Below are 21,853 nucleotides of genomic sequence, written 5' to 3' on the forward strand. Positions count from 1 at the left end.
CTTTTTTTCAATCAAATTCGCTCAAGCTATGCCATCTCGACTTGAAGCTGGCCGTTATCGCTCCTTCATTCGCAAGCTCTCTTTCGAGCACGTCTCTGATGAATTCCGGCATGAAGAAATGAAAGCTTTGCGCCAATGCCAGAGATTCGTAACCGATCTTGAAGCTGAACATGTCAATCGATCCGACCGCATACAGCTTGCTGTCGTCGAGGGGAATGCCATTCACCTTGACGGATGCAATACGCTCCATTGCGGGACGAGCGGAATCATAGGTTATGCTGAGTCCGTCTACCGCGAGCATGCCCAGAACCTCTCCCCGAAAGCCGTAGCCCTTAATCGGCTTTCCTCTGTATTCGTCAAGCAGCGATTGCTCAAGAGCGGTTCGCAGATTTGCTCCGCTCAGCTCCATCAAGCAAGGATTAATCGGAGAAGGGCATAAGGAATGCAGCTTGCCCGCGGTTACTTCTCCTTGCGGCAGTCCTCCAAGCAGTTGTCCCGCGTTCACAACGCCGATATCGGCCGCCATCCACTCCCGGAGACCCGCAGCCAACAAATTGCTGAGCGGAGACTCTCGATCGGGACTCGAAGGCATCGCTACGCCTAGAGAAGCAATCCTCCTGCCCAAGCGCTCGCCGGCAATAGAGGCGAATCTGCGGATAATGGTATCGGCCTCGGAACGAAGCTCGAATGCGCCGGTAGGAATGACTTCTGCGCTCAGTACGCCAATTTGGCCAGTCGCCTCGTCTCTCCCAATCACAACTCGGCCGACATAATCGCCGAATTTACCGGCTGCGCACAGCATGGCGCCTTTTATGAACAAGGGCTCCTCGAGCAAATGATGCGTGTGGCCGCCAACAATGAGATCGATTCCATCCAGCTCTTCGGCCATTCTGCGGTCGAAATGAATGCCGAGATGCGACATGACGATGACGATATCCGCCTTATCTCTAACAAGCCCCAGTTGCTTGCTTATCGCGTGGATGGGATCTGTCGACCTCCAGCCCAGTTGAAGGTAGAAATTGGCGAAATTGGCAGTCGCCGCGATAAGCGCTATTCGAATACCGTTCCTGGTTATAACCGCGGAGGGCAGCATCCATGTCGGACGTTGCCCTGTCTTCTCTTCGTACAAATTGGCGCAGATCACCTTGAATGCATGCTCGCCGTCGTACAATGCGTTCAGCACATCCCGGGAATAAGTCAAACCTTCGTTGTTTCCCAGCGTTATCGCGTCATAGCGAAGCTCCTCCAGAAGCGCAACATTCACCTTGCCGTCGCTGCCTTCCGTCTCCATGCGCATCCGATCCATATGATCGCCGCAATCGACGGCGATTACGCGATCCTCCCCGATTCGATTCCTCTCCTCGTTAATAATTGCAGATATGCGAGCGGCATTCTCGAGGCGGCTGTGAATATCATTGCTATGAAACAGCACAAGATGATCGTCTGTTGAATTTCTCAAGCTATAACAAGCCTCCTCATCGCTTCAATAGGGCAGCGGCGGCGCTGTCCGTCAACCGCCGATCTGCGACATTCTTCTCTCCGTGGGCACATGGGATTGCTCTTCGTCTGCGAGCTTGGCCGCCATTTCATGGTTTTCCGGCTTAATGTCCATCGCCTTGAAGAACAGCTTGCGCATCTTGTCGGGCTCGCCGAGCGCCCCCTTCACGTTCAACTCGTCCACCCAATACAGACAAGGCTTCATGCTTCCGTCCGAGGTAAGGCGAAGCCGGTTGCAGTTTTTGCAGAAATGATCGCTGATGGGGTGGATAAGTCCGAATGATCCTTGACCTCCAGCAATCGACCAATCCTCGGAAGGTCCGTTGCCATGCACGTTCTCTCTTCGGGAAATCGCGTAACCCTCATCCCTCGCGATATCCAGGACTCGCCGAAGCGGCAAATAATGCTTCTTCCAATTCTCGTCGGCATGGCCGATCGGCATATATTCAATAAAGCGCACATGCAGAGGCTGCTCATAAGCAAGCTTCAAAAACTGCGCGATTTCATCTTCATTAACATCCTTCAGCAACACGCAATTCAGCTTGATCGGAGCGAATCCAGCCTCTGCCGCCGCTTGTATGCCCTCCATTACCTTGCGCAGCTCGCCCGTCCGGGCGATAAAACGAAACCGGGCAGGATCAAGCGTATCGAGGCTAATATTGACGCGTTTGAGCCCGGCCGCCTTCAGCGCTTTCGCTTGCTTCGCAAGGAAGATGCCGTTCGTTGTCAGAGCGATATCATCGATGCCGGGAATCGCCGATAGACGCGCAATCAGCTTATCAAGCCTCGGTCTAATGAGCGGCTCTCCTCCCGTAATTCTAAGCTTGGAGATGCCAAGCAGCGCGCCGGCCTCCACCACCTCGACAATCTGGTCGTAGGTAAGCAAAGATGCGGATTCGGCGAATTCCATGCCCTCCTCCGGCATGCAGTATAAACATCGCAGATTGCATTGATCCGTAACCGATATGCGCAAATAATCATGCACGCGTCCGTAGCGGTCCGTCAGGGCTTGCACAGCTTCTCGCATAGGTCAGCCACATCCTTCCTCTCTAGCTGATGCTCAAAAAATCCATTTTTGATCACAATTTTCTCGATGTTGAAAAACGAACGATTTGAACTTCCTCCGATAGCTAATATCATAACATTTATTAAGGATTTATGGTATTCTATAACCAGTTCAAAACAAAGAATGCGAGAGGGATCCCATATGCTGCACACATGGAAAATCAAGCTGTTCGCCGGCCTCCCGGAAAGGCTCGGAACCAGCCAAATCATAGTAGAGTCAGAAGCAGGGCAAATGACCGCCAATGCCTTAAAGTCCGCAATTATCCTGCAGTATCCGGAGCATGCAAACCTGCTGCAAATCTGCTTCCTGGCGCAAAATCATGCCTATGCGCCTGACGAAGAGACACTCTCCAGCGAAGACGAGCTTGCCATGCTGCCCCCTGTATCGGGCGGCGAAGAAGCCCCGTCCAAGAGAGCCGCTGCCAAAGAACAAGAGCCTGAGAGATACGTCATAACGCCTCATGCCATTATCGCGGACGAAGTGTTGGCGAAAGTTATTGTGAAAGAGAACGGAGCTTCGCTCGCTTTCGTCGGAACGACTCGAGAATTCACAGAGGGCAAACGAACCGTCAAGCTGAGCTATGAAGCTTATGATCCCATGGCCATTGCAACCATGAAGCAGATCGGAGATGAAATCGCCGCGCGCTGGGAAGGAGCATTATGCGCGATCAGCCACCGAGTCGGGATTGTCGAGCTGGCGGAAACAAGCGTCGTTATCGCCGTCTCTTCCCCGCATCGGGCAGCATGCTATGAAGCAAGCCGCTATGCTATTGAGAGATTGAAGCAGATCGTGCCCATCTGGAAGCAGGAGATATGGGAAGACGGATCGGAATGGAAGGGACATCAGCTTGGCTCATGGAATCCACTTGGCCATATTCAAGAATAAATACATATCCCGTTATGAGCGATACTATGACCTTTGTTTTATAACAGGACGGGGGGAGCTATCGTTCAAGAGACCGATGACAACGTGAAAGCAAGGTCGATTTATGCCGAATTATTAGGTATATAGTCGGAACTGTCGCATCCTCATATTGCCAATTCGAGTATACATTGCTATCATTAGCTACAGTATAAGCACTTTGCCTTAACAACATATATCATTTATTAATTATTAGAGGTGTCTCTATGAGGATTCATGTTTCGGATTTAATAGACGGGGACGAGCTAAGCCATGATATCTTTAATAATTACGGACTGCATGTTCTTTCCAAAGGAACGAAGCTGTTCAGTCGCGAGGTATCCAGACTGCTGCAGCATCAAATCGAATACGTTGACATTACGGCGAGAATGGCTGAATCCGCTGCTCCGGCCGACAATCAAACGAATCGAACTTTGGAATCCACCGTCAATGTGAAGTGGCTCCCGACAGTCAAGCCGATTTACGAGAACGCTGTCAAAAGCTTCGAACGATTTTTTGCCGATGCTTTGAATACCGGCAAAGTTAATGGCGAAGCAGTAACCGAGGTTATGCAGCCTCTCCTGGATAATCTAAAGCTGGAACGCGATGTCGTCTCCATGATTCTGCTTATGAACACACAAGACAGCTATACTTATCAGCATTCCGTGCAAGTTGGCATGCTTTCGTATTATTTGGCTACATGGCTTAATTATTCAACGGAAGAAGCAAGCTATATCGGCAAAGCGGGCTTCTTGCATGACATTGGCAAATGCCGAATTGACGATTCCATCTTGAACAAGCCGGGCAGATTAAATTCGGAGGAATTCGAAGAGGTCAAACGCCATACGATCTACGGCTATGAGATTATTATGGATTCCTTTCAAGACGAGGAGCTTGCCATGTCAGCGCTGCAGCATCATGAGCGAATGAATGGCGGCGGATATCCTGAGGGAATAACCGGAGATGAAATTCATCCACTTGCGAAAATCATTGCTGTTGCTGACATTTACAGCGCCATGATTTCCGCTCGGGTATATCAGAAGGAACGGGATTTATTGTTCGTGCTCAGAGAGCTGTACCGATTGAGCTTCAATGAGATCGATCCTGTCACTACTCACACGTTCATCAAACATATGATTCCTAATTTTATCGGCAAACGCGTTCGGCTTAACACAGAGGAGATCGGCATTATTATCATGACTCATCCTACTGAATTTTTCAGTCCGCTCGTTCAAATCGGCGATCGATTCGTCGATCTAACGCAGGAACGTCATTATGAAATCGAGCATGTGTACCTATAGCGGCTTAACGGCGGCAATGATTCCCGAAACCTGTGAAAACGCGCATCCCTGAACGGGATGCGCGTTTCTAATTGGAACGGGGCAACCATTCTTAACCGATGCTGCCTTCCATTTCGAATTTAATCAGACGATTCATCTCTACCGCGTACTCCATCGGGAGCTCCTTCGTGAACGGTTCGATAAAGCCCATGACAATCATTTGCGTCGCTTCGTCCTCGGTAAGACCGCGGCTCATGAGATAGAACAGCTGATCCTCGGATACCTTGGATACGGTAGCCTCATGCTCAAGCGTAATGTTGTCGTTAAGAATTTCATTGTAAGGAATCGTATCCGATGTCGATTCATTATCCATGATGAGCGTATCGCATTTGATGTTAGCTTTGGCTCCATCCGAATTTCTGCCGAAGGAAGCAAGTCCGCGATAAGTCACCTTGCCGCCATGCTTCGAGATCGACTTCGATACAATTGTGGAGCTTGTATCCGGAGCCAGATGTGTCATCTTCGCGCCGGCATCCTGATGCTGTCCTTTGCCCGCAACCGCAATCGACAATACCATGCCTTTCGCGCCGCGGCCGCGCAGCACAACCGCAGGATATTTCATCGTCAGCTTGGATCCGATATTGCCGTCTACCCATTCCATTGTCGCGTTCTCATCCGCGACGGCGCGCTTCGTAACCAGGTTGTAAATATTCGGAGCCCAGTTCTGAATCGTCGTGTAACGAACGCGCGAATCCTTCTTGCACAAGATTTCAACAACAGCGCTGTGCAAAGAGTTCGTGCTGTAGATCGGTGCCGTACAGCCCTCGACATAATGAACGGATGCTCCTTCGTCCGCAATAATCAAGGTGCGTTCGAATTGACCCATGTTCTCCGAGTTGATTCGGAAGTAGGCTTGCAGCGGAACCTCGCATTGAACGCCCTTCGGTACATAGATGAAGCTGCCTCCAGACCATACCGCGCTGTTAAGCGCCGCGAACTTATTATCGCTCGGAGGAATGATCGTGCCGAAATATTCCTTCATCAGCTCGGGATATTCGCGAAGCGCGGTATCGGTATCCGTGAAGATAACGCCTTGCTTCTCAAGCTCCTCTTGCATGCTGTGATAGACAACCTCGGATTCATATTGCGCGGACACGCCCGCAAGGAACTTCTGCTCCGCTTCCGGAATACCGAGTTTATCGAAGGTTTCCTTAATTTCTTGCGGAACCTCTTCCCAAGTTTTCCCTTGGCCTTCAGAAGGCTTGACATAATATTGAATGTCGTTAAAATCCAGATCATCCAGATTTCCGCCCCAACGCGGCATAGCCATTTTGTAAAACTGCTCCAAGGATTTCAAACGAAAGTCCAGCATCCACTCCGGCTCGTTCTTCATTTGGGAGATTGTGCGAACAATCTCGGGCGTCAGGCCTTTTCCTGACTGGAATATCGCTTTATGCTCATCGCGAAAGCCATATTTGTACTCTTCCATTTCCGGCATCGATTTTGCCATGTCAGCCACTCTCCTTTAATTTTTTTGATTCTCTTCCCCAATACCCTTGCGCAGCGCGTTCCAGGCAAGAGTCGCGCATTTGATCCGAGCCGGGAATTTATTGACGCCTGACAAGGCCTCAATATCCTCTAATTCATCGAATTCCACTTCTTCGCCCTTCATCAATTGCGAGAATTTATCCGCCATTTCAAGCGCCTCTTCGAAGGAATGTCCCTTTACCGCCTCAGTCATCATGGAGGCCGAGCTCATGGAGATCGAGCAGCCTTCCCCGGTGAATTTGGCATCCTCCACCTTGCCGTCGACAACTTGCAGCTGCAAGGAGATGCGATCTCCGCACGTAGGGTTATTCAAGTTAATCGTAACCGATTCTTCATTCAAGGTTCCGCGGTTTCGCGGGTTCTTATAATGATCCATTATGACTCTACGATACAAATCATCCAATTGCATGGCCGAAGAACTCCTTTGTTTGTAGTAATGCATCGGCTAAACGATCGATGTCCTCTTCGGTATTGTATAGGTAGAAGCTTGCCCTTGCCGTTGCCGATACATTCAGCCACCGCATAAGCGGCTGGCAGCAATGATGTCCCGCGCGAACGGCAACGCCCATGGAATCGAGGACGGTTGCGACATCATGAGGATGCACATCGTCCAGATTGAAGGTAATCAGACCTGAGCGATTGGTCTCGGGTCCATATATCGCAATGCCGTCAATAGCTTTAAGCTTATCGTAAGCATATGCAGCCAATTGCTTCTCATGATTCTCAATCTCATCCATGCCGATGCTCTCGAGAAAATCGATAGCTGCGCCGAGTCCGACAGCTCCCGCAATCAGAGGCGTGCCCCCCTCAAACCGATAAGGAATCTCCTTCCAGGTCGAATCGTACAGCTCGACGAAATCAATCATCTCGCCGCCGAATTCAATCGGCTCCATTCGGTTCAGCAGCTCCGCTTTGCCGTATAACGCGCCGATTCCCGTAGGTCCGCACATCTTGTGGCCGGAGAAAGCGAAGAAATCCACGCCAAGCTGTTGAACATCCACCTTCATATGCGGCGTGCTCTGCGCTCCGTCCACGACCATGACCGCGCCATTTCGATGTGCAATCTCGGCGATTTCCTTAATCGGATTTATGACGCCAAGCACATTAGACACATGGGCGACAGAAACGACTTTTGTGCGCTCCGTTATGGTCGCTTCGACATCGTCCAGAGAGAGACTTCCATCGGACTGCAGCGGAATATATTTCAAGGTCGCTCCCGTCGCTTTCGCGGCCTGCTGCCAAGGAATCAGATTGCTGTGATGCTCCATCGGCGTAATGACGATCTCGTCCCCGGGACCGCATGCTTCCCTGGCATAGCTTGAAGCAACCAAATTCAACGCAGTCGTAGTGCCTCGCGTGAAAACAATTTGCTCCGGCGTCTCCGCATTCAGGAACGCGGCAACCTTCGCTCTTGCGCCTTCGTAAGCGTCGGTCGCTCTGGAGCCCAGCGTATGAACGCCTCGATGCACATTCGCGTTATCAAGCTCATAATATCGACTAACCGCATCAATGACAGAACGCGGCTTCTGGGAAGATGCCGCGCTATCCAGATAAACGAGCTTATGCCCGTTTATCTCTTGATGCAGAATCAGAAATTGTTCCCGAATCGCATGTATATTCATCCCTCAAGCTTCCTCTCGAGCAAACGCTGAAGCTGCTCTCGTACCGCCTCTACTGGAATTTCCGATACGACCGGAGCAATAAAGCCGTGGATAATTAATCGTTCAGCGTCCTGCTTTGATATGCCGCGAGACATCAAGTAGTAGACTTGCTCAGGATTCACCTGGCCGACGCTAGCCGCATGTCCCGCCGTTACATCGTCTTCGTCGATCAACAGAATCGGATTGGCGTCTCCGCGGGCCTTCGAGCTGAGCATGAGAACCTTCTCCGTCTGAACGCCGTTTGCTTTGGTCGCTCCATGCTCGATTTTCGTAATACCGTTAATGATCGCCGAAGCTGAATCCTTCATCACGGCGCGAGTTACCATGTTGCTGTCCGAGCTCTTGCCGAAGTGAACGGCCTGCGTTGTGAGGCTCATCTGCTGCGAGTTCTTGCCTACGCTGATCACCTTCGCGTCGGAAGTGGAGCCCTGGCCCTTCAGAATCGATTTCGTATCGGACAAGGTATGCCCGTCGTTCAAATCGCCGATGATCCATTCCATACGAGCGTCGTTGCCGATAACGGCGCGACGCAAGCTCATGTCCACGCCCGACTCCGCCATGGAATGTACGGATCCGAAGCGAACTTCGGCGCCGGCATTCACGAACACTTCAATAATCGAAGGATGTACGAAAGCGCCCTCCACCTCCGACTTGCTCGAAACAACCGTATCCACATAGGTTACCCGGCTATTGGTATCCGCGACGATCAGAATATGCGGAGCGAATGACGCCTCGCCTTGATCATTGAACAGTACGGCCTGAAGCGGCAGCTCAACTTCGACATTCTTCGGAACGTATACGAATACGCCGCCGTTCCATATTGCAGCGTTCAGTGCGGTAAGCTTGTCTTCATCCTTCTTCACCGCTTGGAACAAATATTGCTGTACCAGCTCGCCATGCTCCTTGCAAGCCGTCTCCAGATCCGTGAATATGACGCCTTTGCTCGCCAGCTCGGGCGACAGTTGACGCCAGACAGCGCCTGAATTGCGTTGAATCAGCAAGTTTTCCGTGCCTTGCGCAATCAACTCCTGGATGTGACCGGGCAATTCAGTCAGCGTCTCCGCAGCGGAAGCTGCGCTGTACTCGCCGACCGCTGTCAAATTCCAACGTTCAATGCGAACCTTCTCCGGCTTCGGCCATGCCAAGCTGCCTGCCAGCTCGGCTGCCTCTCCGCGCAAGGCTACCAACCAATCGGGCTCGCCCTTGCTTCGTGCAAGATTCTCCGCAGACTGACGATCGGTCGGAGTGGATAATTGTGTACTCATTCGTTATGCCCCCTTCTCCGATTAAACCTGGCCGACCGTTTCATCTTCGATGCCAAGCTCTTCCTTCACCCAATCATAGCCTTCGTTCTCCAAACGCTGGGCAAGCTCAGGGCCGCCGGATTTCACGATGCGGCCTTGCATCATCACGTGAACAAAGTCAGGTGTAATATAGTTAAGCAAACGCTGGTAATGCGTAATAATCAGGAAGCCGCGCTCTTCGGAACGCATGGCGTTCACGCCGTTTGCGACGATGCGCAATGCATCGATGTCAAGTCCGGAATCGATTTCGTCAAGAACAACGATTTTCGGATCAAGCAGCATCATTTGCAGGATTTCATTACGCTTCTTCTCCCCGCCGGAGAAGCCTTCGTTCAAATAGCGGTGCGCGAATTCCGGATTCATCTCGAGCTCTTTCATCTTGCCTTCCATTTGGCGTATGAATTTGATCAGCGAAATTTCGCTGCCTTCCTCGCGTCTTGCGTTAATCGCGCTGCGAAGAAAATCGGAATTCGTCACGCCTGGAATTTCGCTTGGATATTGCATAGCGAGGAACAAGCCCGCACGAGCTCTCTCATCCACTTCCATCTCGAGCAGATCCTCGCCGTCAAGCGTTGCGCTGCCTTCCGTCACCTCATATTTAGGATGTCCCATCAGAGCGGATGCGAGCGTACTCTTGCCCGTTCCGTTAGGACCCATGATCGCATGAATTTCCCCGCCTTTAATGTCGAGGTTGATGCCTTTCAATATTTCTTTTCCTTCAATCTTGGCTTTCAAGCCTTCGATGACAAAATGTGCCGCCATATTATACTGATCCCTCCAAGGTTGGTTTCATTCATAGAATTGCTGATTCTCAGTGATTCTCAATAATCATTTTAATATAGTTTTCGTTATAAATCAATGCGGGATATCGCGTTCTTGATTCGGCCGCGCTCCCGTTCAAAGCGCTCTTCGGACAATACCGGGGTCATAGATGGACATGTAAGCGCATCCTCAAGCCTCGCCCAGGACTTGCATCCGGTATAAGCGGGACGCATCGGGGCGTAGATCGCTTCATTCAGTCGGTAGATTCGCAAAATGAGAACATGCAGCGGCTTCGTTTTTTTCCATTTCAACCGTTCCTCGGCAAAGCCGTCCGTCCAGATATGCATATCGCGAAGCCTGTCCAAGGTCTCATTGTCCGAAATCTCGATATCATCGGCTACCTCGGCGTACGCCTCAAGCTTGATCGTCTCCGCATTCGGCGACCATTCCTCCAATGTTCGATCGATTTCGCCGGCATATTCGTCCTTCAGCAGCGACTTTTTCTGATGCTCGTACGCCGGCATGAGGTAGAAGTCCGGGCTAATAACCTCGAAATCTCTCGTTTCCTCCCTTATGCCTCCTTTCCGAAGCACGATTGCCTGCCTTCCCTCAAGCAGCGCCTGCACGGACACGGCCCATTCCTTAAGCGCGATGGGCTGTCGTTCCATTGATTCCAACATTGCGCTTCCTCCATTCCTCGAATTCTATTCTGTGAAAAAAGAGCTACCGAAATATCGGGATTGCTCCGACGGGTATTCCAACTCGAAATAATATCCATTATACTAGTAGAGGTTGTTCAAAGAGGCAAGTGGTTTTGATGAAATAACAATCGGAGGTTGACGAATATGTCCGCATATCACCCCTTAAACGAGCAAGAAGCGATTGACATCGCGCAGGGGATTCATCATTTTTTTCCTGAGAACGCGAATTTAAGATGCAAAGAAATCGGTGACGGAAACTTGAATCTGGTGTTCCATATTACGGATAGCATCAGCGGCAAGAGCTTAATTATGAAACAAGCCCTTCCCTATGCGAAGGTCGTCGGCGAATCCTGGCCGCTCACCCTCGACAGAGCGAGAATCGAAAGCGAGAAATTAATGCTGGAAGGCAAGCTGGCTCCGGGTCTGGTGCCCCAAGTATACAGCTATGATCCAGAGCTGTATCTTACCATAATGGAGGATCTGAGCGATCATGTCATTATGCGGCAAGGTCTCATGGACGGAACCCGCTACCCGCTTTTTGCCGAGCATGTGTCCACCTTCATGGCGAACACGCTGTTCCATACTTCGGATCTCGGCATGAATCAACAGGAGAAGAAGCTGCAGGTGAAGGCGTTCATAAATCCTGAATTATGCAAAATTACCGAAGATCTCATCTTCGACGATCCCTATACCGACTCTCCCAACAATAATATCGAGTCCGGCATCGCAGACGCAGCCCGAGAGCTGTGGAGGGATGAGCAACTGCATCTGGAGGTTGCGATCCTGCGCGACAAATTCCTTACTCAAGCGCAGGCGTTGCTGCATGGGGATCTGCATACGGGAAGCATATTCGCGACGCCGACGTCCACGAAAGTTATCGACCCTGAATTTGCCTTCTACGGTCCAATGGGCTTTGATATCGGCGCCGTTATCGCCAATCTGCTGCTTAATTACGCGGGGCAGGCGCATTGGGCCAATGATGCGGAAGCGCAAAGGGAGTTCCAAAGCTATTTGCTGACCACCATTAAGGATGTATGGCAGCTGTTCGAATCGAAATTCAGGCAGCTTTGGAACGAGAGAGGCGCTGAGCGGCTTGCGAACACAGCCTCCGGCTACCAAGACTACTATATGAAGCAGCTTCTGCAAGACACATTCGGCTTCGCCGGGTGCAAGATGGTGCGCAGAATCGTCGGACTTGCCCATGTTGCGGATATTGATCGCATTCCTGACGAGCGGACTCGCAACCGCGCCCAAATTCTGGCCCTTGCGATAGGCACCGAATTAATCAAGCGAAACCGCGAGGCGGATTCCATTAAGGAACTGATCGATATCGTGGAGACGGCCGCTGCTTCGCAGCAAGAATAAGGGGTACAAGATAAGGAGCGACAATCATGACGAACGAAATCTCGAAAAGCCTGCAGCCCTTGATTTGGCAAGAGGACAAATTGGACTTGCTGGATCAAAGACTGCTTCCCGAGGAAATTACCTACTTGCCATTAACCACCTCCGAGGATGTGTGGGAAGCCATCCGCCATCTGAAGGTGCGCGGAGCGCCGGCGATCGGCATAGCTGCCGCTTACGGCGTTGTTCTCGGCAGCCGCGACGAGGAATCGATTAACGACTGGCTGGAAGCAGTGAAGAAGCAATGCGCCTATCTCGCCACCTCCAGGCCGACAGCCGTCAATCTATTCTGGGCGCTGGATCGCATGAAAGCGGCAGCCAAGACGTTGGCCGCCGAAGGATTGACGCTTGATCAGTGCAAGTCTGCTCTGACGAAGGAAGCTTCGGCTATCCAGCAGCAGGATGAGGAAACGAATCGGAGAATCGGCGAGCATGCCTTGTCCTTGCTGAAGAACGACATGGGAGTGCTCACGCATTGCAATGCCGGCGGTCTGGCAACCTCGAAGTACGGAACGGCGCTTGCGCCCTTCTACTTGGCGCTGGAGCAAGGGATTGCGCTCCGCATCTATGCCGACGAGACTCGTCCCGTTCTGCAAGGCGCCCGTCTAACGGCGTTCGAGCTGCAGCAGGCCGGCGTCGACGTTACCTTGATATGCGACAATATGGCTGGCATGGTCATGTCGAAGGGCTGGATCGACGCCGTTATCGTCGGCACGGACCGTGTTGCCGCCAATGGCGATGTCGCGAACAAGATTGGAACCTACAGCGTCGCCGTCCTTGCGAAAGCGCACGGTATCCCCTTCTACGTGGCTTGTCCGCTCTCGACCATCGATTTGCAAACGCCGACGGGCGCCGAAATTCCGATCGAGGAGCGAAATGCCGAGGAAATTACCGAAGGCTTCGGCAAACGTACGGCGCCCCGGGACATCAAAGTATACAACCCGGCGTTCGATATTACGCCGCATGAATATGTAACCGCAATTATTACCGAGAAAGGCATTATCGAAGCTCCATTCGAAGAAAATCTTCGCAAGCTGTTCTCCTGATCGCAACGGAAAGCCCCGGTCCATTCATAAGCAGCGGTTATCCCCTGCGGAAATCGAGTTGAATCGGGGCCTCTTTCATGCTATGACATGCATTACAGCATCTTTTGGAGCGCAGCGCTGCCTTTCATGCCTACCATAATGCCCAGGGCTTCAGCCGTATGAGTGACAGATTCAAGCGGAGCCTCGAACAACTGCTCCAAAGTACGAACCCCAACCGCGCGTCCTGCAATGATCTCCCGATCACGAAGCATCTCATTAAGAAGCGACACGTCGAGCGCGCCGCACATAATATAGCCTTTGTCCGTTGATATCGATAAAAGCGTTGTTTTAGGCAATTTCACTTCGACTCCGAGAACAGTTTCCCCGCTTTCCAGCACGAATGGCACCATCCTCAACATAACCGCATCCACCTCCTTCGGGCTCGTGGTAACATAGCGACGTATGCAAGAACAGTATATGCAAATATTTCGCGCGCAGTGTGGAATTACACAATTATGGGTCTTTGTGTATAGTACGATTAATGGTATATTAGATTCATCCTGCATGTACGGAGGCAAGCTCATGACCAAGCACCATGAACCGGTTCAACCAGAATCGAAATCCACTTCTTCGTTTTTGTTTCAAGTGGAAATATTAATAGAAGAGAAGCATCATACTTCCGCCTTGGAGCAACTGATTCATCAGCTAAACAGCAACGATTTTTCCGATTATCGCATCACATCGGGCATTCAGCTAGGCGAGAAGATCGAGAGAGCCTTGTACGCCGCGGAAGTGCATGAATCCGTTCCCATTTCTATAGAGAAGGATGCCGCAACAGAGCATTTAACAAAGATTGAGACAAAGACCGCGTCTCCCCCCAAGCCAATGTCTGAACCGAAGGCGCCTGAAGAGCCGAAAGCTCAAGGGGATAGCCAGAGCCTTGACCCTATCCGAACGTTTATGAAGAACAATTCGCTGATTCGACTTATTGTTAATAGAGGGTTTGGCGTGAAGATGAATATCCCGTGCCGCATCATCAACATCGATGACAATGATCAGCTCATTACGGTATATCATGTGGACGAGAAGCAGGTTTATACATTCCGATTGAATGAAATCGAAGATTTTGTCCTCTAACGCAAAAAGCTGTTTCAAGGCCGCGATGAATCGCGTCCTTGAAACAGCTTTTCTCTATCTATGTTTCAGCCTGCTTTTAAAATTTGTTCAATGCTGTCGCTCGGCACCGGCGGGCTCCAGAAGAAGCCTTGCATTTCGTCGCAATGATGCCTGCGCAGGAAGTTCATCTGCTCCTCGTTCTCCACACCTTCCGCAATCACTTGTATGTTCAAATTATGAGCCATAGCGATAATCGCCGCCACAATCTCGGCGTCGTTCGGGTCCTGCTGGATGTCGCGCACGAAGGAGCGATCAATCTTAAGCCGATCGATCGGGAAATTCTTCAAATAATGAAAGGAACTGTATCCCGTTCCGAAATCATCGACGGATATGCCTACGCCCAAATCGGTAATGGACAACAAACAACGGGAAATATGGCCAACATCGATCGTCATCGATTCCGTAATTTCCAAATCCAGATATTGCGGCTCCAATCCGGTGAGTTCAAGCACTTCGGAAACTCGGCTGGCAAGATCATGCTGAAGAAATTGGCGAATGGACAGATTAACCGAGACAGGCATTGGCTTGAAGCCCGCATCCTGCCATTCTTTATTTTGCCGGCAAGCCTCGAGAAGCACCCAGTCCCCAATTTGCACAATCATGCCGCTTTCTTCGGCAAGAGGGATGAAATCGCCCGGCGTAAGCAGTCCTCTTACCGGATGCATCCATCGCACCAACGCCTCAACGCCCACCATGCTGCCGTTCACCAAATCGTATTGCGGTTGATAATGAAGCACGAATTCGCTGCGCTGTATCGCGCGGTACATCTCGTGCTGGAGCTTCAGTCGCTCAAAGGATGAATTGCTCCAAGAATCATCATAGAGGAGACAATCATTCTTGCCGCTTTCCTTCGCTTTGACAAGAGCCATGTCCGCCTTCTTGAACAAGGTATACCCGTCATCCTGTATATTCATATTCGTAACAAGTCCAATGCTGGCCGTAATATGCAGGGGGAACCCCTTCAACTCGTACGGTTCCTCAATCGACTTTAGAATTTGTTTCGATTTATCCAATAGATCCTCTTGCGTTTCGATGGAATTCAGCAACAGGGCGAATTCGTCACCTTCCATTCTTGCCACATAATCTTGCTCGGCGAGTCCCCTGTTCAATCGCTCGGCAACTTGCATCAGCAGCATATCGCCGAATTCTCTTCCGAAAGACGCATTGACAAGCTTGAATCGATCAAGATCGAGATAGCAAATACCGATAAGCTCCTCGTCCTCCTTGGCGCGAGACAAGCTTTCGGTCAGCTTCATTTGGAACAAAGTGCGATTAGGCAACCCGGTCATGTCGTCATAATACGCCATGTAGCGTATTCGTTCCACGTTACGCTTGCGGTCGCTGAGATCATGGCAGATAAGCAGCGTTCCGATTACCTCGTCATCCTGACTCATCGGCGCGCACACAATTTGCAGCTCAAGCGGGAAGCCGGAGCGATGCGCGATCGTAATATTGCTCTGCATCGTATCGCCGTTCCTCGATTGCTCGATCGCTTCATCGAGCAAATGCCTGCTGGCTGGATCTATTAACTGCATAATCGGCGAGCCGAGCAAATTGTCTCGTTGATAGCCCAGCATGCGGCTGCAGGCTTCGTTCATCTCCAGCAGAATGCCATTGCCGTCGAGCACCGCAAGCGGAACGGCCTCCGATTGCATAAGCGTGTTAACGATTGCGGAATGATATTTGCGAAAGCTCGCGAATGGATATTGCCGAGCATACAAAACAAAAGCCGCGCCTGCCAAACAGATGGCAACCGTAAGAGAACTCCATCTATACATCTCATTCGAAATGAATACAAAAGAAACTATGATCCAGGCAAATGCTAAAGCCAGCAGCAAAATGTTAATTTGCCAAGGCTCTCTTAAGGACAACGGCATAAACCGCTGTTTTCGCGTTTCCGTCGATGTATCCATCTCTTTCCCCACACACAAACTTCCTTCCTCTGTTTCGAGTCAAGTGAAATCTAGGTCTATTATATACGAACTAGACGGTTTGGCATAGAAATATTTGCTAAAATCACGGGAAAATCATATGAAATCGCTCGTTCTTTGTCGAATACGCTCGAATTCCGCCAAAATCAAAGCTAAATGCTTATTGTTTGCCAAGCTTCCACGCGCCTGCAATCACATAGACCCAGCCGATCAGCATCGCCACCCCGCCAATAGGCGTAATGGCCCCCAGGATGGATATGTCTGTTAGCGCAAGAACATAGAGACTCACGCTGAAAATAATCATGCCCGCAAAGATGAACGCCGCTCCCCTCTCGGCATTGCGATTGCCGCCGACCACCTTGACCATCAGCGAAACAAGCATCAGACCAAGCGCGCTGTACATCTGATAGCGGACTCCCGTCTCGAACACATCCAGAAGATGTTCGCTGATTCGATCCTCCAGGCCATGCGCTCCGAAAGCGCCGAAAGCAATAGCCAGAGCGGCGCTGATTGCGCCAATGATGAAATATTTTGGAAACATGAGATGTTCAATCCCTTCTTTTTTGTGTATACTCATTAGAAATAAAAAGGAAATGGAGAATCGGACATGGAAACGTACCTATCTGAAACCCCCGAGGAGCCTCAAGGCTTGAAGCATGGCAAGCTGGGCATCGCCTCCTTCGTCATTGCGCTGATCGCCGTGCTCATGATGATAGCCGCCGGCATTCTGGCGGCCATATTCGCGAGCGATATTTCAAGCAACGACAGCTTCATCGAGGAGCTCAAAAGCATCTCCGAGGATTATGAAGCCGGCGACAAATCCACTATCGAAGACCGGCTTAACAGTGACGAGCAATTAAAGGACGCCCTGGTCTATATCGTGGTCGCCGCCATTATTATATTCGCATCGGTCGGACTGGCGTTTATCGGCCTTATTCTCGGCATCGTCGGCGTCGTCGTCAAAGATGTCCGGAAGCTGTTCGGCGTAATCGGCGTCGTTCTGAACGGTTTGATCGTTCTCGGAACCGTCGGACTCTTTGTCTTTGGATTGATTGTGGCCAGCTTTTCGGCCTGAACGGCGAACGAGCGGCCGTCAAGCGATGTTTTATTTCACAATAACAGCCGTTCGGCTGAAGCCTTCCTTCGTCTTGCTAACCTCAATGCAAGCAGGGAAGGCTTCTTTCAACTCCTGCACATGGGAGATGACCCCGATCATTCTGCCCGCGCGCTGCAAATCGATCAATGCCGCAATGGCATGCTGCAGCGATTCTTCGTCCAACGAACCGAAGCCTTCATCAATGAACATCATCTCGATGGAAATGCCGCCCTGATGGGCTTGAATCACATCGGTCATCCCGAGCGCCAGACAGAGCGACGCATTGAATTTCTCTCCGCCCGACAAAGACTTTACATCCCGATTCTGACCGGTATAGGCATCGTATACATCCAGCCCGAGTCCGCTCTGCTTGCCTCTCGCTTCCAATCGATCGCTTCGAACCAGCTCGAATTGCCCGTTCGAGAGCTCCTTCAGCCTCACATTCGCCATCGCTAAAATTTGCTCCAAATATTCGATGAGAATATATCTCTCAAAGGATATCTTGAGCGCGTTGTCTCCCTTGAGCATCTGATAAATATCCAGCACCTGGCCAAGCTTCAGCTCGAGCGAGCTCTCCCGCTCGGAGGAACGGGCAATCGACTCTGCCAGTCTTGCGGCCTCCAGACTTCGGGCAATCGAAGACTGCTCCGCCGCGATAGCAGCCTCGAGTCCCTCGCGAAGCTGAGCCAGCCTGATCTGCAGCGCCTCCGTATCCGTTCGGAGCTTGCCCGCAAGCTCCAGCTCCAGGCCCGCTAGCTGCTCCTTCAAAGCCGCAACCGAAGTGCGGAAATTCTGAATCTTCTCTTGAAGCAGCCTCGTCTCATCTTCGGTTCTTGCCGCGGACGCATAAGCTTCGAGAGAGGCGAAACCAGCTTGGCTCCATTCCATTCGGAATTGCTCCAAGCGATCCTCGGCATCCTTGGCTGCGCCCTGCGCATGAAGCGCGGCTTGCTCCGCTATCGCTCCAAGCTCGGCAAGCTTCGTCAAGCAGTCCTGCCTCTCCTCTTGGGCTCGCTGCCACCGCTTCTGCAATTCATCATGGCGTTTCGATTGCGAAGCGAGTCGAAGCCTCAACGCGGATGCCGTCCGGAGCTCTTCCGGAATTCGTTCCATTTCCTTATGAAGACTGTGCTCCAGCGCATTGCGTTCCACCTGGATGTTGTGCAGCTCTCCTCGAAGCGAATCCTTCTCCGCTTCGAGAGACTCCGCCCGCTTCTCCTGCTCACTCCATGTATTCCTGTGTTCATCCAGCTTTTTCGCCGCAATCGCGAGTTGATCGCATTCTTCCTTCAGCTTCTTCCATTCCGAGCGGAGCTCCGACTGAAGCTTGGCGAGCGTCTGCCCGTCGAGCGTTTGGCCGGGCGCAACCCGCTCCTCGAGACCTGATTCGGAGAGCTCCGCTTTCTCTCGCGAGGCTGCGCTGGAAGCGGCGGCTGTCTGCGCTCGAGCTCCCAGAAATTCGGTTTCGAGCACCGACAATTGCTGTTTTCGCTCCTGCAACAGCTCTTTGGAGGGCATATTCGCTTTGCTTGCGGCTTTCAAGGGATGCTGCAAGCTGCCGCATACCGGGCAGCTCTCGCCATCATGCAGATGCTGCGCAAGCAAGCTGGCTTGACCTTCCACCCAGTTTTTCTCCAGCTGTTCGTAATCGCGCCTAAGCTGTTCCAACTGAAGGCTGCTTGTGCGCTCCAGCTCTTCATTCCTCAGCATTTCTGCGTCAAGCTCGAGCAGCCGTTTGACTCCTTTGCCTTGCCGCTCCAAGCCGCGCAGCCTCTCTTGCTTAACAGGCAGAGCGACAAAGGCTTTCTCGGAGTTCGCCACGGCTTCTTGCGTCTGCTGGCGCTGCTTGCGCACGGCTTGCAAACCGCTCTCGGCTGCCCTCAGTTTCCCGCTTGCGTCGATCTCTTGACGCTGCAGCCGCCCGACTTCCGACTGTTGCTCCGCAAGCGACTCCACAACCGGGAGGAGTTCCCCCAATCGGTGAAGCTCCAGCTCCGCCAAACGGCGTTCTTCCTCTCTCGCCGCTTCCTTCTTGTATTCATTCTCCGCAGCCTCCGCCCGCTGCTTCATGCTGTCCAGCTCATGGCGCTTGCGGGTCAGCTCCGCTTCCGCTTCTTTGCTTGCGCGCTCCGCGCGGTTCGCTTGATCCTCATAAGGTCTTATGGCGGCTGCGCGGCCGGCAAGAGAGAGCTCCCTCTCCTGCCTTTGAATGGCAGGCTCCTGTTCGTTGCAGAGCTCCAGTTGTCCGCGCATTCGCTCCAGAAGCTCGAAGCGCTCGTTGACGGCGAGCGCGTTTCTCAGCTTCTCCTGACTCTCGTCAAGCTTCTTGTTCCACTCCGCCTTCGCTTCGGCCGCTCCCTTCGCTTGCTCCTCATAATAAGCTGCCTCGCCCATAAGGCCTTCCCGAACCTGGGAAGAGTTGTAGCTTTCCTGCTGGAAAGTTGCGGTCAGAACACCATCCTCCCGCCGGGGGAGAGCCTCCTCCGCCTGCCGCATAATGGCAAAGCAATCCGCTCTTGCCGATTTCAAAGCATCCTGCAGCTCGCGGTTCTGCTGCTGAAACCTCCCTTCGAGCTTCTCGAAGAGCTCGGTGCGGAATATACGTCTCAGAATTTCTTCCTTATTATCCGTATCCGAAGTTAGAAGCTTACGGAATTCGCCTTGCGGCAGCATGACGATCTGACCGAACTGCTCCTTAGTCAATCCGACAATGGACAGCAGCTTCGCGCTGACCTCCGTGGCGATGAAGCGATCCACGATCGGCTCGCAAGCGTCTCCGACAAGTTCGTACAGCTCCGATTTCTCACCTGTCTCGCTCTTGTTCCCGCTCTTGCGATGCTTCATCTGCCTGAATACGCGATAGCTTCGCGAGCCCACCGCGAAATCCAGCTCGACGGAAGTGTATGTATCGTCATCCGCATAATGGCTTCTCAGCATGCGAATATCGTAGCGATCCTCGCCGCTTGCCGAGCCGTAGATCGCGAAGCAGATCGCATCGAAGATCGAAGTCTTGCCCGCTCCGGTATTGCCGGAGATCACGAACAGCCGCTGCCCGCCCAGCTCTGTGAAATCTATCGTTTCCGCATCGCGATAAGGCCCGAATGCGGTCATCGTCAATTTAATCGGTCTCATATCGCCTCGCCCTCCTCCTTCAGCAGCTCCTGCACGGAGGCAGCGAACAGCTCCTGCTTCTCCCGCGACAGCTCCTCGCCCTTCACTTCCTGATAGAAAGCCGCGAACAGAGCGATCGGATCCGCTTCCTGCCTGCTCTTCCGATCGCGTGCGGCCTCATCGCCAGGCGCTGCGCCGCCTTCACGGCCCAGAAACGTCTTGCGCTCCACATGCATCGCGTTCGGATAGACGGCTCGCACCTTCTCCATTGGATATAGAACCGGATTATCATTAAGCAGGGTCACATAGACATAGTCTTCATTGACTGGATGAGTCTCCAGCTCTTCGATGTAAGCCGATATTCTTCTCATGTCGCGCAGCGGCTTCAGCTCCCGCTTCTCCACCGAGACAGCTCCCGTTCCGTCCAGCTCCACCACCAGGTAGCCCTTACTGTGCTTCTCCTCCGAGATCGAATATTTCAACGGAGAGCCGGCGTAGCGAACCGTTTCCTTGCCGACATAATGCGCCTGATGCAGATGGCCGAGCGCCGTATAATGGAAGCCGTCAAAATAAGATGCGTTGACATATTCGGCGCCGCCGATGGCAAGCGGCCTCTCGGAATCGCTGGTATTGTCTTCCGGATGTCCTCCCTGCGTAACGAAAGCGTGTCCGATCAGAACATGTCTGGCAGCTTCGTCCATGCCGGCCTTCAACCTCGCCGTCAACGCTCTCATCGCATCGTCATGCGAACGGATGGCATCATCGCCGAGCGCATGACGAACAGCGGCCGGATCCGCGTAAGGAACGAGATGAAAGTGAACTTCTCCGTGCCCGTCGCTTAATACGACCGGCTTCAAATCGCCGCTCAGATGCCCCCTCAAATGCAAGCCTCTATTCGCCATCAGCCTCGCACCGAAGTTAATCCGATCGGGACTGTCGTGATTGCCCGCTATCGCAAGCACCGGCACGCCAAGCCCTATGACCATTCGCTCAAGCAGCTCGTCCAGCAACTCGACCGCTTCGGTCGGCGGAACGCCTCTATCATACAAATCTCCTGCTATAATAATCGCATCGGGACGTTCATCGGCGACGGCCTGCAGAAATTGCTCAAGCACATGCCGCTGATCCTCCGTCATATAGATTCCCTGCACCAGCTTGCCCAAATGCCAATCGGCCGTGTGGAACAGCTTCATAAGATTCGTTCCCCCTCATCTCAATCCTTCCTCATAACCCAGTTCTTCTATTCCAGTTCTTCTATTCTATCATCCCGTCGATCAGGTCGCTACAGCGCTTCCTGCAAGAAGCGAGAATGAAGTTGTCATATGCCGGAATTCCAGTTAGAGTAGTCTATTAGAACACATGGATTCGCACAGGGCATACACAATATTCATCGG

Annotated in this window: 19 protein-coding genes; 6 read left to right on the forward strand and 13 right to left on the reverse strand. The window is 52.0% G+C overall.

What is annotated here, in order from left to right; translation table 11 throughout:
• Window positions 1-7 precede the first annotated feature (7 nt).
• Complete coding sequence (locus tag HFP08_RS18505) at window positions 8-1,459, reverse strand: bifunctional metallophosphatase/5'-nucleotidase (RefSeq protein ID WP_168122090.1); 1,452 nt, start codon at window positions 1,457-1,459, stop codon at window positions 8-10.
• A gap of 51 nt (window positions 1,460-1,510) precedes the next feature.
• Window positions 1,511-2,524 carry a GTP 3',8-cyclase MoaA gene (gene moaA, locus HFP08_RS18510; protein ID WP_168122091.1) on the reverse strand — a complete coding sequence of 338 codons (1,014 nt, stop codon included), beginning with the start codon at window positions 2,522-2,524 and terminating at the stop codon, window positions 1,511-1,513.
• A 180-nt stretch (window positions 2,525-2,704) separates the two neighbouring features.
• On the opposite strand from moaA, the gene HFP08_RS29530 reads away from it, so the two are divergent.
• Together HFP08_RS29530 and HFP08_RS18520 are read left to right on the forward strand one after the other, a co-directional pair.
• Complete coding sequence (locus HFP08_RS29530; RefSeq protein ID WP_168122092.1) at window positions 2,705-3,448, forward strand: molybdenum cofactor biosynthesis protein; 744 nt, start codon at window positions 2,705-2,707, stop codon at window positions 3,446-3,448.
• A gap of 242 nt (window positions 3,449-3,690) precedes the next feature.
• The gene (locus tag HFP08_RS18520) at window positions 3,691-4,764 is read left to right on the forward strand and encodes an HD-GYP domain-containing protein (RefSeq protein ID WP_168122093.1); all 1,074 of its coding nucleotides are present in this window, start codon (window positions 3,691-3,693) and stop codon (window positions 4,762-4,764) included.
• 91 nt (window positions 4,765-4,855) lie between these two features.
• Here the strand turns inward: HFP08_RS18520 and sufB are convergent, their stop codons facing one another.
• The 6 genes from sufB to HFP08_RS18550 form a co-directional block, all read right to left on the reverse strand.
• A complete protein-coding gene (gene sufB, locus HFP08_RS18525) occupies window positions 4,856-6,253 on the reverse strand; it encodes a Fe-S cluster assembly protein SufB (protein ID WP_168122094.1) in 1,398 nt (465 codons plus the stop codon).
• A 15-nt stretch (window positions 6,254-6,268) separates the two neighbouring features.
• Window positions 6,269-6,700 carry a Fe-S cluster assembly sulfur transfer protein SufU gene (gene sufU, locus HFP08_RS18530; protein WP_168122095.1) on the reverse strand — a complete coding sequence of 144 codons (432 nt, stop codon included), beginning with the start codon at window positions 6,698-6,700 and terminating at the stop codon, window positions 6,269-6,271.
• Complete coding sequence (locus tag HFP08_RS18535; protein WP_168122096.1) at window positions 6,687-7,913, reverse strand: cysteine desulfurase; 1,227 nt, start codon at window positions 7,911-7,913, stop codon at window positions 6,687-6,689. The genes sufU and HFP08_RS18535 overlap by 14 nt, the downstream gene beginning before the upstream one ends.
• Window positions 7,910-9,217 (reverse strand): Fe-S cluster assembly protein SufD, encoded by a 1,308-nt coding sequence (gene sufD, locus HFP08_RS18540; RefSeq protein ID WP_168122097.1) that lies wholly within the window; start codon window positions 9,215-9,217, stop codon window positions 7,910-7,912. The genes HFP08_RS18535 and sufD overlap by 4 nt, the downstream gene beginning before the upstream one ends.
• Before the next feature lie 21 nt (window positions 9,218-9,238).
• A complete protein-coding gene (gene sufC, locus HFP08_RS18545) occupies window positions 9,239-10,018 on the reverse strand; it encodes a Fe-S cluster assembly ATPase SufC (protein ID WP_168122098.1) in 780 nt (259 codons plus the stop codon).
• 86 nt (window positions 10,019-10,104) lie between these two features.
• Entirely contained in the window at window positions 10,105-10,698 is a 594-nt protein-coding gene (locus tag HFP08_RS18550; RefSeq protein WP_240941563.1) for a DUF1802 family protein, read from the reverse strand.
• 165 nt (window positions 10,699-10,863) lie between these two features.
• Here HFP08_RS18550 and mtnK point away from each other — a divergent pair, with 165 nt between their 5' ends.
• Both mtnK and mtnA read left to right on the forward strand, forming a co-directional pair.
• Window positions 10,864-12,084, forward strand: coding sequence for an S-methyl-5-thioribose kinase (mtnK, locus tag HFP08_RS18555; protein ID WP_168122099.1), 1,221 nt, complete (start codon window positions 10,864-10,866; stop codon window positions 12,082-12,084).
• A 26-nt stretch (window positions 12,085-12,110) separates the two neighbouring features.
• The gene (gene mtnA / locus HFP08_RS18560; RefSeq protein WP_168122100.1) at window positions 12,111-13,166 is read left to right on the forward strand and encodes an S-methyl-5-thioribose-1-phosphate isomerase; all 1,056 of its coding nucleotides are present in this window, start codon (window positions 12,111-12,113) and stop codon (window positions 13,164-13,166) included.
• Window positions 13,167-13,258: 92 nt separating this feature from the next.
• On the opposite strand, the gene HFP08_RS18565 is transcribed toward mtnA, so the two are convergent.
• Window positions 13,259-13,564: a YunC family protein gene (locus HFP08_RS18565; RefSeq protein WP_168122101.1), complete on the reverse strand. Its 306-nt coding sequence runs from the start codon at window positions 13,562-13,564 to the stop codon at window positions 13,259-13,261.
• Window positions 13,565-13,727: 163 nt separating this feature from the next.
• Between HFP08_RS18565 and HFP08_RS18570 the strand changes: the two genes are divergently transcribed.
• Entirely contained in the window at window positions 13,728-14,282 is a 555-nt protein-coding gene (locus HFP08_RS18570) for a hypothetical protein (RefSeq protein ID WP_168122102.1), read from the forward strand.
• Between the two features lie 65 nt (window positions 14,283-14,347).
• Here the strand turns inward: HFP08_RS18570 and HFP08_RS18575 are convergent, their stop codons facing one another.
• Together HFP08_RS18575 and HFP08_RS18580 are read right to left on the reverse strand one after the other, a co-directional pair.
• Window positions 14,348-16,246 carry a putative bifunctional diguanylate cyclase/phosphodiesterase gene (locus HFP08_RS18575; protein WP_240941564.1) on the reverse strand — a complete coding sequence of 633 codons (1,899 nt, stop codon included), beginning with the start codon at window positions 16,244-16,246 and terminating at the stop codon, window positions 14,348-14,350.
• A 166-nt stretch (window positions 16,247-16,412) separates the two neighbouring features.
• A complete protein-coding gene (locus HFP08_RS18580) occupies window positions 16,413-16,793 on the reverse strand; it encodes a DUF423 domain-containing protein (RefSeq protein ID WP_168122103.1) in 381 nt (126 codons plus the stop codon).
• Window positions 16,794-16,859: 66 nt separating this feature from the next.
• Here HFP08_RS18580 and HFP08_RS18585 point away from each other — a divergent pair, with 66 nt between their 5' ends.
• Entirely contained in the window at window positions 16,860-17,327 is a 468-nt protein-coding gene (locus HFP08_RS18585; RefSeq protein ID WP_168122104.1) for a hypothetical protein, read from the forward strand.
• A gap of 30 nt (window positions 17,328-17,357) precedes the next feature.
• Here HFP08_RS18585 and HFP08_RS18590 read toward each other — a convergent pair whose 3' ends face one another.
• Together HFP08_RS18590 and HFP08_RS18595 are read right to left on the reverse strand one after the other, a co-directional pair.
• Complete coding sequence (locus tag HFP08_RS18590) at window positions 17,358-20,480, reverse strand: AAA family ATPase (protein ID WP_168122105.1); 3,123 nt, start codon at window positions 20,478-20,480, stop codon at window positions 17,358-17,360.
• Complete coding sequence (locus HFP08_RS18595) at window positions 20,477-21,652, reverse strand: exonuclease SbcCD subunit D (RefSeq protein ID WP_168122106.1); 1,176 nt, start codon at window positions 21,650-21,652, stop codon at window positions 20,477-20,479. Before HFP08_RS18595 ends, HFP08_RS18590 begins: the two co-directional genes overlap by 4 nt.
• Window positions 21,653-21,853: the final 201 nt, after the last annotated feature.

The sequence above is a fragment of the Paenibacillus sp. HB172176 genome, from assembly GCF_011947265.1.
Lineage (GTDB): Bacteria > Bacillota > Bacilli > Paenibacillales > Paenibacillaceae > Pristimantibacillus.

Excerpts from the sequence above, each read along its gene's own strand:
- HFP08_RS18550 (WP_240941563.1), bottom strand. The coding sequence starts at position 10,698 with ATGTTGGAATCAATGGAACGACAGCCCATCGCGCTTAAGGAATGGGCC.
- HFP08_RS29530 (WP_168122092.1), top strand. The coding sequence starts at position 2,705 with ATGCTGCACACATGGAAAATCAAGCTGTTCGCCGGCCTCCCGGAAAGG.
- HFP08_RS18565 (WP_168122101.1), bottom strand. The coding sequence starts at position 13,564 with ATGTTGAGGATGGTGCCATTCGTGCTGGAAAGCGGGGAAACTGTTCTC.
- HFP08_RS18585 (WP_168122104.1), top strand. The coding sequence starts at position 16,860 with ATGGAAACGTACCTATCTGAAACCCCCGAGGAGCCTCAAGGCTTGAAG.
- HFP08_RS18580 (WP_168122103.1), bottom strand. The coding sequence starts at position 16,793 with ATGTTTCCAAAATATTTCATCATTGGCGCAATCAGCGCCGCTCTGGCT.
- sufB (WP_168122094.1), bottom strand. The coding sequence starts at position 6,253 with ATGGCAAAATCGATGCCGGAAATGGAAGAGTACAAATATGGCTTTCGC.
- sufC (WP_168122098.1), bottom strand. The coding sequence starts at position 10,018 with ATGGCGGCACATTTTGTCATCGAAGGCTTGAAAGCCAAGATTGAAGGA.
- moaA (WP_168122091.1), bottom strand. The coding sequence starts at position 2,524 with ATGCGAGAAGCTGTGCAAGCCCTGACGGACCGCTACGGACGCGTGCAT.
- HFP08_RS18570 (WP_168122102.1), top strand. The coding sequence starts at position 13,728 with ATGACCAAGCACCATGAACCGGTTCAACCAGAATCGAAATCCACTTCT.
- HFP08_RS18520 (WP_168122093.1), top strand. The coding sequence starts at position 3,691 with ATGAGGATTCATGTTTCGGATTTAATAGACGGGGACGAGCTAAGCCAT.
- sufU (WP_168122095.1), bottom strand. The coding sequence starts at position 6,700 with ATGCAATTGGATGATTTGTATCGTAGAGTCATAATGGATCATTATAAG.
- HFP08_RS18535 (WP_168122096.1), bottom strand. The coding sequence starts at position 7,913 with ATGAATATACATGCGATTCGGGAACAATTTCTGATTCTGCATCAAGAG.
- mtnA (WP_168122100.1), top strand. The coding sequence starts at position 12,111 with ATGACGAACGAAATCTCGAAAAGCCTGCAGCCCTTGATTTGGCAAGAG.
- HFP08_RS18595 (WP_168122106.1), bottom strand. The coding sequence starts at position 21,652 with ATGAAGCTGTTCCACACGGCCGATTGGCATTTGGGCAAGCTGGTGCAG.
- HFP08_RS18590 (WP_168122105.1), bottom strand. The coding sequence starts at position 20,480 with ATGAGACCGATTAAATTGACGATGACCGCATTCGGGCCTTATCGCGAT.
- sufD (WP_168122097.1), bottom strand. The coding sequence starts at position 9,217 with ATGAGTACACAATTATCCACTCCGACCGATCGTCAGTCTGCGGAGAAT.
- mtnK (WP_168122099.1), top strand. The coding sequence starts at position 10,864 with ATGTCCGCATATCACCCCTTAAACGAGCAAGAAGCGATTGACATCGCG.